This is a genomic window from uncultured Brevundimonas sp. (assembly GCF_937870815.1).
GTDB lineage: Bacteria > Pseudomonadota > Alphaproteobacteria > Caulobacterales > Caulobacteraceae > Brevundimonas.
Genome location: NZ_CALMZS010000056.1, coordinates 1 through 10,727, shown reverse-complemented (window position 1 = coordinate 10,727; position 10,727 = coordinate 1). Strand labels below are relative to the sequence as shown.

General features: G+C 68.2%; 13 protein-coding genes and 2 pseudogenes. 10 read left to right on the top strand and 5 right to left on the bottom strand.

Annotated features, from left to right (window positions below):
- The 4 genes from Q0588_RS03585 to tyrS form a co-directional block, all read right to left on the bottom strand.
- On the bottom strand, positions 1 to 432 hold a 432-nt coding region (locus tag Q0588_RS03585; RefSeq protein WP_298743847.1), incomplete at its 3' end, for a polymer-forming cytoskeletal protein.
- Positions 416 to 1,567, bottom strand: a complete 1,152-nt coding sequence (locus Q0588_RS03580) for a peptidoglycan DD-metalloendopeptidase family protein (RefSeq protein ID WP_298743845.1) — start codon at positions 1,565 to 1,567, stop codon at positions 416 to 418. The genes Q0588_RS03580 and Q0588_RS03585, both read right to left, overlap by 17 nt.
- Positions 1,568 to 1,765: 198 nt before the next feature.
- A complete protein-coding gene (locus tag Q0588_RS03575; protein ID WP_298743843.1) occupies positions 1,766 to 2,233 on the bottom strand; it encodes a peroxiredoxin in 468 nt (155 codons plus the stop codon).
- A 9-nt stretch (positions 2,234 to 2,242) separates the two neighbouring features.
- A complete protein-coding gene (gene tyrS, locus Q0588_RS03570; RefSeq protein WP_298743841.1) occupies positions 2,243 to 3,502 on the bottom strand; it encodes a tyrosine--tRNA ligase in 1,260 nt (419 codons plus the stop codon).
- Positions 3,503 to 3,865: 363 nt separating this feature from the next.
- On the opposite strand from tyrS, the gene Q0588_RS03565 reads away from it, so the two are divergent.
- Positions 3,866 to 4,408: a DOMON-like domain-containing protein gene (locus Q0588_RS03565; RefSeq protein ID WP_298743839.1), complete on the top strand. Its 543-nt coding sequence runs from the start codon at positions 3,866 to 3,868 to the stop codon at positions 4,406 to 4,408.
- Entirely contained in the window at positions 4,405 to 5,607 is a 1,203-nt protein-coding gene (locus Q0588_RS03560; protein WP_298743837.1) for a DUF1343 domain-containing protein, read from the top strand. Before Q0588_RS03565 ends, Q0588_RS03560 begins: the two co-directional genes overlap by 4 nt.
- A 34-nt stretch (positions 5,608 to 5,641) precedes the next feature.
- On the opposite strand, the gene Q0588_RS03555 is transcribed toward Q0588_RS03560, so the two are convergent.
- Entirely contained in the window at positions 5,642 to 6,292 is a 651-nt protein-coding gene (locus Q0588_RS03555; RefSeq protein ID WP_298743835.1) for an alpha/beta hydrolase, read from the bottom strand.
- 162 nt (positions 6,293 to 6,454) lie between these two features.
- Between Q0588_RS03555 and Q0588_RS03550 the strand changes: the two genes are divergently transcribed.
- From Q0588_RS03550 to sufC (Q0588_RS03515), 8 genes and pseudogenes are all read left to right on the top strand, one after another.
- Positions 6,455 to 6,928, top strand: coding sequence for an Rrf2 family transcriptional regulator (locus Q0588_RS03550; protein WP_298743833.1), 474 nt, complete (start codon positions 6,455 to 6,457; stop codon positions 6,926 to 6,928).
- Complete coding sequence (locus Q0588_RS03545) at positions 6,925 to 8,064, top strand: cysteine desulfurase family protein (protein WP_298743831.1); 1,140 nt, start codon at positions 6,925 to 6,927, stop codon at positions 8,062 to 8,064. Before Q0588_RS03550 ends, Q0588_RS03545 begins: the two co-directional genes overlap by 4 nt.
- 3 nt (positions 8,065 to 8,067) lie before the next feature.
- A complete protein-coding gene (gene sufB / locus Q0588_RS03540; protein ID WP_298743829.1) occupies positions 8,068 to 9,534 on the top strand; it encodes a Fe-S cluster assembly protein SufB in 1,467 nt (488 codons plus the stop codon).
- A complete protein-coding gene (locus tag Q0588_RS03535; protein ID WP_298743827.1) occupies positions 9,531 to 9,842 on the top strand; it encodes a hypothetical protein in 312 nt (103 codons plus the stop codon). Before sufB ends, Q0588_RS03535 begins: the two co-directional genes overlap by 4 nt.
- Before the next feature lie 5 nt (positions 9,843 to 9,847).
- Positions 9,848 to 9,970, top strand: a pseudogene (gene sufC / locus Q0588_RS03530) (Fe-S cluster assembly ATPase SufC); the annotation flags it as partial.
- Between the two features lie 32 nt (positions 9,971 to 10,002).
- Positions 10,003 to 10,284, top strand: coding sequence for a hypothetical protein (locus Q0588_RS03525; RefSeq protein ID WP_298743825.1), 282 nt, complete (start codon positions 10,003 to 10,005; stop codon positions 10,282 to 10,284).
- The gene (locus Q0588_RS03520) at positions 10,274 to 10,585 is read left to right on the top strand and encodes a type II toxin-antitoxin system RelE/ParE family toxin (RefSeq protein ID WP_298743822.1); all 312 of its coding nucleotides are present in this window, start codon (positions 10,274 to 10,276) and stop codon (positions 10,583 to 10,585) included. Before Q0588_RS03525 ends, Q0588_RS03520 begins: the two co-directional genes overlap by 11 nt.
- Before the next feature lie 2 nt (positions 10,586 to 10,587).
- Positions 10,588 to 10,727: pseudogene (sufC, locus tag Q0588_RS03515) on the top strand (Fe-S cluster assembly ATPase SufC); the annotation flags it as partial.

Sequence of the window (10,727 nt, the reverse complement as noted above, 5' to 3'; positions counted from 1 at the left end):
GCGGCCCTGGAAATAGGCGCCGATGTCGATCGACAGCTGTTCGGCGGTGACGTCGCCGTCGACATAGGCGGTGGCGATCAGCTTGACCTGCTTGCCCGAGACATTGCCGACGATGCGGCCGCGGACCTCGACATAGTCGGCCGAGACATTGCCCTCGACCGCGCCGGTCTCGCCGACGATGAGCCGGCCGACGCGCACGTCGCCCTTGATCGAGCCGTCGATCTGCAGGTCGCCGCCGCCGGTGACGTTGCCGTCGAATTGCAGGTCGGAGGACAGGGTCGACAGGCCGCGCTGGGACGCCGGCGCAGGGCCGCCGGGTCCGCGCGGCGCGGCGGCCGGGGCGCCCGGGATGGGCAGGTCCGGCAGCGGCGGGATGGCGGAGCCGGTGTCGGAACGGGGCTGCGGGGCGGGTGATTTAGTCTTGTTGAACAAGGCGGTCTCCGGCTCTCATGAAGCGGGCTGGGTTTTGTGGGCGGCCGTTCATCCACACCTCGTAGTGCAGGTGAACGCCGGTGGAGCGTCCGGTCGTGCCCATGGCCCCGATCCGCTGGCCCAGCGCGATGCGCTGGCCGGGGCGTACGGCCATGGCGTTCAGGTGAGCATAGCGCGTCTTGAATCCTCGCCCATGGTCTATCTCGACGGTGTTGCCATACCCTGAACGCACGCCGACGAAAGACACCATGCCGGGCGCCGGGGCGAGGATGGGGGTATTGAGGGCGGCGGCGAAGTCCTGACCCTGATGCAGGGCCGGGCGGCTGTTGAAAGGATCGAAACGGACGCCGAAGCCGGAAGTGGTGCGGGCGTCGGTCGGCCGGTGGAACGGCATGCCTTCGGCGGCGTCGGCCAGTCTGCGCATGTCGGACAGGTTGTCGGCGGCGCTGCGGATACGCACGGCGAAGGGTTCGTCGACGTCCAGAATGGCGGCCAGGGCGCGCGGATCGCGGGCCTCGACCAGCGGGCCGCCGAGGCCGGCGCCGCTGCGGGGCGCATAGGCGGAGGGGTTCAGGCCGGCCAGGCGGAAGGCCAGGCGCAGGCGCTCGGCCCGGGTCTGGGCGACGGACTCGGCCCGGTCGATGAGCCGTTCCTGATCCATCCGCACGGCCACCATGCGCTGCACCGGAGTGTGCCGGTCGGGGTCGAGGGGCGGGGCCGGAGTCAGGGCGACCTCGGCCCCGTCGACGCCGCGGAACTGGCCCATCACCTGGGTCAGGGCGGCGTGGCGGCGTTCGACCATCCGGGCCATCTCGTCGAGCGAGCCGGTGGTGGCGGTCATGCGCGCCACGGCGCTGTCCAGCCGGGCCTGCAGGTCGGCGTTGAGGCGTTCCGAGGCCGCGCGGGCGCGGGCGACCGTCCGGTCGGACTGGCTCTGCATGACCAGGTCGAGGGCGAAGCCGCCCGAGGCGACCAGGCACCAGCCGCCGATCACCACGGCCGCGGCGGCGCCGAGGGCCTGGCGGCCGGGGGTCAGGGCCCAGGCACGGACCTGGTCGCCGTCCCGGAGATAAAGATATCGGGTCGGAAACCACCGACCTATCAGAGAACGCCGTTCAGTTGTCTGGCTGGTCATTACGCTACGCCCCCACGCACCAGTGGGGTTATGCGCCCGCTTGCGGCCTGGGGACAAGTCTGTTCACGATCTGTTAACCCTCTTCAGGGTCGTCGAGGCGAACAATGACGGTATTCGCGGCGAATTTTCACTCCTCAGGCGTATTGGCGAATCTGTCGGGCGGCCGCGACGACTGTGGATGCGCAGATTCGTCCGCGTTCAGATCGACCGGACGGCGGCGAGGACTTCGGCGGCGTGGCCCTTGACCCGGACCTTGCGCCAGACGCGCCGCACCACGCCCTCGCCGTCGATCAGGAAGGTGGCGCGCTCCACGCCCATATAGGCGCGGCCGTACAGCGCCTTCTCGACCCAGACGCCGAAGGCCCCGGTGACCTCGCCGGGTTCGTCGGAGGCGAGGATCACGCTCAGATCGTACTTGGCCTTGAAGCGATCCAGCTTCTTCACCGGGTCGCGCGAGACGCCGATCACCGTCGCGCCGGCGGCGGCGAAGTCGTCGGCCAGGGCCGAGAAGTCCTGGCCCTCGGCGGTGCAGCCCGGGGTGTCGGCCCTGGGGTAGAAATAGAGGACGTAGGGCTTGCCGCCCAGGGCGGCCGACGAGACCCGGCCGCCGTCGGCCGTGGCCATGTCGAAGGCGGGGGCCGGTTGGCCTTCGGTTATCTCGGTCATTGCAGGCTCTCAGACGGGACGGACGAGGACGATCTTCTTCTTGCCGGCGGCCAGTTTCAGCACGCCGTCGGCATTGACGTCGGCGGTCTCGATCGGGCGGGCGCCGTCGGCGACGGCTGCGTCGTTGAGACGCAGGCCGCCGCCCTGGGCCAGGCGGCGGGCCTCGCCGTTCGAGGCGGTCAGGCCGGCGCGGGTGGCGACGGCGGCGACCATGGCGCCGATGACCTCGCCCGTCGGCAGTTCGACGGTCGGCAGGGCGACGGACAGCCGGCCCTGTTCGAAGGCGGCCTCGGCGGCGCCGCGGGCGTGGGCGGCGGCGTCGGCCCCGTGCAGCAGGGTGGTGGCGGCGTCGGCCAGGGCTTTCTTGGCCTCGTTGACGCCGGCGCCGGGCAGGGCCTCCAGCCGGGCGATCTCGTCCAGCGGCAGGTCGGTGAACAGGCGCAGGAACCTGCCCACGTCGGCGTCGTCGACATTGCGCCAGAACTGCCAGTAGTCGTAGGGGCTGAGCTGTTCGGCGTTGAGCCAGACCGCGCCCTGGGCGGTCTTGCCCATCTTGCCGCCCGAGGCGGTGGTGAGCAGGGGGGTGGTCAGGCCGAAGGCGGCCCTGTGGTCGACGCGGCGGACCAGGTCGACGCCCGAGACGATGTTGCCCCACTGGTCCGAGCCGCCCATCTGCAGGGCGCAGCCCAGCTTGCGGTTCAGCTCGAGGAAGTCCACCGACTGCATCAGCATATAGTTGAACTCGAGGAAGGTCATCGGCTGCTCGCGCTCGAGGCGCAGCCTGACCGAGTCGAAGGCCAGCATCCGGTTGACGGTGAAATGCGTGCCGTATTCGCGCAGGAACTGGATGTAGCCGTAGGTCGACAACCAGTCGTCGTTGTCGACCATGACCGCGTCGGTGGGGCCGTCGCCGAAGACGAGGAATTTCTCGAACACGGTGCGGATCGAGGCGATGTTCGCCTGGATGGTCTCGTCGGTCAGCTGCGGCCGCGAGGCGTCCTTGCCGGTCGGGTCGCCGACCTTGGTGGTGCCGCCGCCCATCAGCACGATCGGCCGGTGACCGGCCTGCTGCAGCCGGCGCAGCATCATGATCTGGATCAGGCTGCCGACATGCAGGGACGGCGCCGTGGCGTCGAAGCCAATGTAGCCGGTGACGATCCCGGATGCGGCGGCGGCGTCGAGCTCGGCCGGATGGGTGATCTGGTGGATGTAGCCGCGCGCCTGCAGGGTTTTCAGGAAGTCGGACTTGAAGGCGGGCTCGGCGGTCATGGGCGGGGGATCAGGCTTGGCTTGGGAGGGAAGGGGCGTGTAGCACGGACCTAGAGCGGAGCGCACTCATGGATCACCATCGGCACGCTAGGCAGGGCTTCACACTTCTCATTGTCGGGGTCCTGCTATGCGCAGGGATTCTGGGAACGGCCGTGTTGCTGTACGGCCTTGGTCAGATGTCCCGGTTGGGAATCGTGGCGGCGACCGCAACTATCTCCGTGCCCGCAGGGCTTTTTTGGCGTGCGCACCGTTACGGGCAGGCTTGGGCGTTGCTACTCATCGTGCTGGGCGGGCCTCTCACTGCAATGACCACGATCCTCGTCATGGCATTGATCTCGTACGCGTCGTGACCCCCCAGCAGAGATGACGGAACCTCTTAGCCTTCGGGTTCATCCCGGTACGCCATCCACCGCAGTGGACCGCGTCGAGGTCGAGATCGAACGTGGGGAGGCGTCGCTGACCCTGCGCTATCAGGTCATTGGAGACCTAGCCCGGCTTCGGCTGCCGAATTTCGCGCGCACGGGCCGGGCGGACGGGTTGTGGCGGAGCACCTGTTTCGAGGTCTTCGTGAAGCCCGAAGGCGGCGAGGGCTATCTGGAGTGCAATTTCGCCGGGCTTCAGTGGGCCACCTACCGCTTCTCGGGCTATCGGGAGGGCATGATTGAGGCCGCCGTCGAGCCCGGGGTCATCGAGGGATCGATCGATTGGCTTTCGATCGGGATCGAGACGGGACGGTTCGCGCGGCCTGATCTCCCGGCGCCGGCCTGGCGCGTCGGCCTGTCCGCCGTCATCGAGGACATCGACGGCGGCGTCTCCTATTGGGCCCTGGCCCATCCACCGGGTAAGCCGGACTTCCATCACCCCGATTCATTCGCGCTGGTCCTGCCGGCGCCGGAGCAGACATGAAATTCGGCCTCGACCGCCTGCTGTCCGAGCCTGAGCTGCGGGCGCCGCTGAAGGGGAAGCGCGTCGCCCTGCTCGGCCATCCGGCCTCGGTGACCGCGGACCTGACGCATTCGCTGGATGCCCTGGCCGCGCTGCCGGATGTCAGACTGACCGCCGCCTTCGGGCCGCAGCACGGCATGCGCGGCGACCTGCAGGACAATATGATGGAGTCGCCGGACTTCATCGATTCGCGGCACGGCATTCCGGTGTTCAGCCTGTACGGCGAGACGCGGCGGCCGACCGACGCCTCGATGCGGACGTTCGACGTGCTGCTGGTCGACATGCAGGACCTCGGCTGCCGCATCTACACCTTCATCACCACCCTGCTGTATGTGCTCGAGGCGGCGGCGGAGCACGGCAAGACGGTGTGGGTGCTGGACCGGCCCAATCCGGCCGGGCGGCCGGTCGAGGGGCTGACGCTGCGGCCGGGCTGGGAGAGTTTCGTCGGGGCCGGGCCGATGCCGATGCGGCACGGCCTGACCCTGGGCGAGCTGGGCCTGTGGTTCATCGACCGGTTCAGGCTGGACGTCGACTACCGCGTCATCGCGATGGAGGGCTGGGCGCCGGATCAGGGGCCGGGCTTCGGCTGGCCGCTGCTGGAGCGGGAGTGGATCAACCCCAGCCCCAATGCGCCGAACCTGTCGATGGCGCGGGCCTATGCGGGGACGGTGATGCTGGAGGGGACGACCCTGTCGGAGGGGCGCGGCACCACCCGGCCGCTGGAACTGTTCGGGGCGCCGGACATCGACGCCCGGCGGGTGATCGAGGAGATGCGGGCGCTGGCGCCGGAATGGCTGAAGGGCTGCATGCTGCGCGACTGCTGGTTCGAACCGACCTTCCACAAGCATGTCGGCGCGCTGTGCAACGGGGTGCAGATGCATGTCGCGGGGCCGCATTACGACCATGCCTCGTTCCGGCCGTGGCGGGTGCAGGCGCTGGCCTTCAAGGCGATCCGCCGGCTGTATCCGGACTATGGGCTGTGGCGCGATTTCCCGTACGAATACGCGTTCGGCAAGCTGGCCATCGACGTGATCAACGGCGGGCCGGAGCTGCGGGAATGGGTCGATGCGCCGGGCTCGACGCCGGAGGAACTGGACGCCCTGACCGTGCCGGACGAACTGGCGTGGCGGGAGGAGCGGAAGCCGTTCCTGCTGTACTGACCAGCCGAGCCCGTCATCCCTGGCTGTGGCGGCCCTACGCCGGCTTTTCGGCCAGCCGCTTGTCGAGATAGGCGCCGACGCGGCGTTCGACGGCGTCGATGTGGTCCTGCCAGAAGTGGGTGGCGCCTTCCTCCAGCTCGTAGTCGATGACGATGCCCTTCTGGGTGCGCAGCTTGTTGACCACCCGCTCGACCTCGACCGGCGGCACGATGGTGTCGGCCGTGCCGTGCAGGAACAGGCCCGAGGCCGGGCAGGGGGCGAGGAAGCTGAAATCGTACATATTGGATGGCGGCGACACCGAGATGAAGCCGTCGGTCTCGGGCCGGCGCATCAGCAGCTGCATGCCGATATAGGCCCCGAACTGGTAGCCGGCGACCCAGGTCTGGGTGGCGCCGGGGTTTTGCGCCTGCAGCCAGTCGAGGGCGGTGGCCGCGTCGGCCAGTTCGCCGATGCCCGAATCGAACTCGCCCTGCGACTTGCCGACGCCGCGGCTGTTGTAGCGCAGGGTGGCGAAGCCGCGCTTGACGAACAGCTGGTACAGGGTCACCGCGACCGGGTTGTTCATGTGCCCGCCCGCCTTGGGATGGGGGTGCAGGATCAGGGCGATCGGAGCGTTCGGGCGCTTGCCCGGCGAATAACGGCCCTCGATGCGGCCGGAGGCTCCGGGCAGGATGACTTCAGGCATGGACGGCGTGAATTCCCGTGTTCAACTGTCATTTCGCAGCTGCGTAATACTTGACCTCGACGGTAGGACTTTCTAAGTCCGCCGAGCGCGCAGACGCCTTTGCGAAGGCGCGGGTTCTAGCACAGGACCCCCGAAAAGCGCGCGGTTTTTGCGAGTGGCGCGATGCGACTGTCGACGAAGGGACGATACGCCGTGATGGCGATGGCCGATCTGGCCAGGAACGGACGTGCGGACGGCGGCCAGCGGGCCGTGTCCCTGGCCGAGATCGCCGCGCGGCAGGAGATTTCCCTGAGCTACCTCGAGCAGTTGTTCGCCCGGCTGCGCAGGAGCGGCCTGGTGCGGAGCGTGCGCGGCCCGGGCGGCGGCTACCGGCTGGCCAAGGGCGCGCATGAGACGGTGGTGGCCGAGATCGTCCTGGCCGTCGACGAGCCGATCCGGGCCACCCGCTGCACCGGCCACGCCTCGCCCAAGGGCTGTATGATGGCCGGGGAGCGCTGCATCACCCACAATCTGTGGGAGGATCTCGGCGACGAGATCCACCGCTATCTGGCCGGGGTCTCTCTGGAGGACGTGGTGATGAACCGCACCGGCCGGCGGCGGCCGGCGGTGGGAACCGAGCTGGAGGTGGCGGCGTGAGCGCGATCTATCTGGACTACAACGCCTCCGGCCTGGTCCGGCCCGAGGTCCGGGACGTGATGGCCGGGGCGCTGGCCGACAACGGCAATCCGTCGGCGGTGCACGCCGCCGGACGCCGCGCCCGGGCGCGGATCGAGACGGCGCGGGCCCAGGTCGCCGAACTGGTCGGAGCCGATCCGACGGCGGTGGTGTTCTCGTCCGGCGGCACGGAGTCCAACGCCCAGGGCATTCTGAGCGCCATCGCGGCCGGCTGCGAGCGGCTGATCGTCGGCGCCACCGAGCATCCGTGCGTGGCCGAGGCGGCCAATGTCAGCGGCAGGCCGGTCGAGATCCTGCCGGTGGACGCGAACGGCGTCGTCGACCTGGACTGGCTGGCCGAGGCGCTGCAGCGGCCGGGCCGGGCCGTCGTGGCCATCCATCACGCCAACAACGAGAGCGGCGTGATCCAGCCGATCGCCGAGGCGGCGAAGCTGGTGCGGGCGGCGGGCGGCTGGCTGCACGTCGACGCCATCCAGTCGGCGGGCAAGATTCCGGTCGACCTGCGCGCGCTGGACGCGGACACCCTGACCCTGTCGGCGCACAAGCTGGGCGGACCGCAGGGCGTCGGCGCGCTGATCTCGAAGGAGGGCGTTCCGGTCATCCGCACCCTGCACGGATCAGGGCAGGAGCGCGGCCTGCGCGCCGGCACCGAGAACGGACCGGGCATCGCCGGCTTCGGCGTGGCGGCGGAGTGCGCCGCGCGCGACCTGCCGCTGGCGGCCGCGCACAAGAGCTGGCGCGACGCGGCCGAGGCCAGGGTGGCGGCCGTCGGGGCGACCATCATCGGCGGCGCGGCGGAGCGGCTGCCCAACACCCTGTTCACGGCCGTCGAGGGCTGGGACAGTCCGCAGCAGCTGATCACCCTCGACCTGATGGGGGTGATGGTCTCGGCCGGCAGCGCCTGTTCGTCCGGCAAGACCCGGCCGTCCAAGGCGATCTCGGCCATGGGGCTGGACCGTCTGGCCACCGGCGGGGTGCGGGTCTCGGGCGGCTGGGGCACGGTGGAGAGCGACTGGCAGCGGTTCGCCGACGCCTGGGTCGCCGCCTATGAGAAACACCGCGCGCGCCACCCGGACCGCGTCAAGGAAGTCGCGTAAGTCATGGCCGCAGTCAAGGAAACCATCGAAGCGGTCGCCGCCCTCGAGAAATACGAGCACGGCTTCACCTCGGACATCGACACCGAATACGCCCCGCGCGGGCTGAACGCCGACATCGTGCGCTTCATCAGCGAGAAGAAGGGCGAGCCGGAGTGGATGCTGGAATGGCGTCTGGCCGCCTATGAGCGCTGGCAGGCGATGGAGGAGCCGACCTGGGCCTCGGTGAAATACACGCCGGTCGATTATCAGTCGCTGTTCTACTACGCCGCGCCGAAGCAGAAGGCGGGGCCCAAGAGCCTCGACGAGGTCGATCCGGAGCTGCTGGCCGTCTACGCCAAGCTGGGCATCCCGCTGAAGGAGCAGGAGGTGCTGGCGGGGGTCGAGGGCGCGCCGCGCTACGCCGTGGACGCGGTGTTCGACAGCGTCAGCGTGGTCACCACCTTCAAGGCCGAACTGGCCAAGGTCGGGGTGATTTTCATGCCGATTTCCGAGGCCTTGCGCGAACATCCTGAGCTGGTGCGCAAATATCTGGGGTCGGTGGTGCCGGTCTCGGACAACTATTTCGCGGCCCTGAACAGCGCGGTCTTCTCGGACGGGTCGTTCGTCTACATCCCGCCGGGGGTGCGCTGCCCGATGGAGCTGTCGACCTATTTCCGCATCAACGCCAGCCGGACGGGCCAGTTCGAACGCACCCTGATCATCGCCGACAAGGGCGCCTACTGCTCCTATCTGGAGGGCTGCACCGCCCCGATGCGCGACGAGAACCAGCTGCACGCGGCCGTGGTCGAACTGGTGGCGCTGGACGACGCCGAGATCAAATATTCGACGGTGCAGAACTGGTACCCCGGCGACGCGGAAGGGCGGGGCGGCATCTATAATTTCGTCACCAAGCGCGCCGACTGCCGCGGCGACCGGTCGAAGGTCAGCTGGACCCAGGTCGAGACCGGCTCGGCGGTGACGTGGAAATATCCGTCCTGCCTGCTCAAGGGCGAGGAGAGTTCGGGCGAATTCTATTCGATCGCCATCACCAACGGGCGCCAGCAGGCCGACACCGGCACCAAGATGGTCCATCTGGGCAAGAATTCGAAGAGTCGGATCATCGCCAAGGCGGTGTCGGCGGGCCGGTCGGACTCGACCTATCGCGGCCTGGTCTCGGTGCATCCGAAGGCGACGGGGGTGCGCAACTTCACCCAGTGCGACAGCCTGCTGATCGGCAAGGACTGCGGCTCGCACACCGTGCCCTATATCGAGGCCCGCAACGGCTCGGCCCAGCTGGAGCACGAGGCGACCACGACGCGGTTGAGCGACGACCAGCTGTTCTACGCCCGGCAGCGCGGCCTGTCGCAGGAGGAGGCGGTGGCCCTGCTGGTCAACGGCTTCGTCCGCGACGTGCTGCAGGAACTGCCGATGGAGTTCGCGGTCGAGGCGCAGAAGCTGGTGGCGATCAGTCTGGAAGGGAGCGTGGGGTGAGTTCTCTTCAGGCTTGGGTCGGATTTCTTCATGTCCGCCCTATGGTCGGTCCCAGCGAAACGCTTGGAAGTGAGGCCTTGGGCGGTTACGGGACGGTGCTCGCGCTTGCTTCGAATGCTGATGAGTATCGAACGGCTGTCGAACGGGAAATGGCGTCGCTCGGACTGACGATCATCGAGAGCGAGAGAATCGCTCCTCTCTCCCAACCGGCCACTGACGAAGAGCTTGCTGAGTTAAATGCGGCGCTCAACGAGCGCTACCCCGTCCAATACCGGACCTTCGACACCTACACACAAGACGACGCGTAATCCTCATGCTCTCCATCTCCAACCTCCACGTCTCCGTCGGCGACAAGCCGATCCTCAAGGGGCTGACGCTCGACGTTCCGGCGGGCGAGGCGCGCGCCGTCATGGGGCGGAACGGGGCATGGCGGGCCGAGCCGTGCTATATTCACGTCAGGAGGCCGTCATGACCGCTCTGCCCAAGCCTGCCGCCCACATCTACGCTGTGGAAATAGAGGAAGAGGTCGCCGCCAAGCTCCGGGGGGTGGCCGAAGAGCGAGGCACTTCGGTCGAGGACCTGATCGCGTCGGTCGCGCACGAGTATGCGGTCCAGGAGCGAACGACCTATGACAACTGGAGCGACGAGGACATCGCGGCCATTGAAAAGGGCATCGCCCAACTGCGCGGCGGGCAGAAGGTCCGTCAGGAAGACATGATGGCCCGGTTGAAGGCCAAGTATGCCGGTTAGGTGGGTCGAATGGTCGGATGAGGCCGAGGCCGCTTTTGAAGCCTATCTGGACTGGATCGCGGAAAGAAATCTCCAAGCCGCCGAGGAGATCAGGGTCGAGATCGAAGACTGGACGCGGTTGCTTGCAGCCCATCCCGGGATAGGCAATCCCAACCGTTGGCCGGGCTTCCTCGTTCACGGCGATAAGGATCGGAACAAGCTCATCATCTACGAGGTCTTCGACGACCGCATCGAAATCGCCGCCTTTCGCGACATGCGGCAGGACAACAGCAAACTCCGGCTCAGGCCGAAATCGAAATGATCATGCTCTCCATCTCCAACCTCCACGTCGCCGTCGGCGACAAGCCGATCCTCAAGGGCCTGAGCCTCGACGTTCCGGCGGACGCGGCGCCCGCCGTCATGGGGCCGAACGGGGCCGGGACGGCGGAACTGTGCTATGTTCC

Excerpts from the sequence above, each read along its gene's own strand:
- Q0588_RS03555 (WP_298743835.1), bottom strand. The coding sequence starts at position 6,292 with ATGCCTGAAGTCATCCTGCCCGGAGCCTCCGGCCGCATCGAGGGCCGT.
- Q0588_RS03525 (WP_298743825.1), top strand. The coding sequence starts at position 10,003 with ATGACCGCTCTGCCCAAGCCTGCCGCCCACATCTACGCTGTGGAAATA.
- Q0588_RS03520 (WP_298743822.1), top strand. The coding sequence starts at position 10,274 with ATGCCGGTTAGGTGGGTCGAATGGTCGGATGAGGCCGAGGCCGCTTTT.
- Q0588_RS03580 (WP_298743845.1), bottom strand. The coding sequence starts at position 1,567 with ATGACCAGCCAGACAACTGAACGGCGTTCTCTGATAGGTCGGTGGTTT.
- sufB (WP_298743829.1), top strand. The coding sequence starts at position 8,068 with ATGGCCGCAGTCAAGGAAACCATCGAAGCGGTCGCCGCCCTCGAGAAA.
- Q0588_RS03575 (WP_298743843.1), bottom strand. The coding sequence starts at position 2,233 with ATGACCGAGATAACCGAAGGCCAACCGGCCCCCGCCTTCGACATGGCC.
- Q0588_RS03560 (WP_298743837.1), top strand. The coding sequence starts at position 4,405 with ATGAAATTCGGCCTCGACCGCCTGCTGTCCGAGCCTGAGCTGCGGGCG.
- tyrS (WP_298743841.1), bottom strand. The coding sequence starts at position 3,502 with ATGACCGCCGAGCCCGCCTTCAAGTCCGACTTCCTGAAAACCCTGCAG.
- Q0588_RS03565 (WP_298743839.1), top strand. The coding sequence starts at position 3,866 with ATGACGGAACCTCTTAGCCTTCGGGTTCATCCCGGTACGCCATCCACC.
- Q0588_RS03550 (WP_298743833.1), top strand. The coding sequence starts at position 6,455 with ATGCGACTGTCGACGAAGGGACGATACGCCGTGATGGCGATGGCCGAT.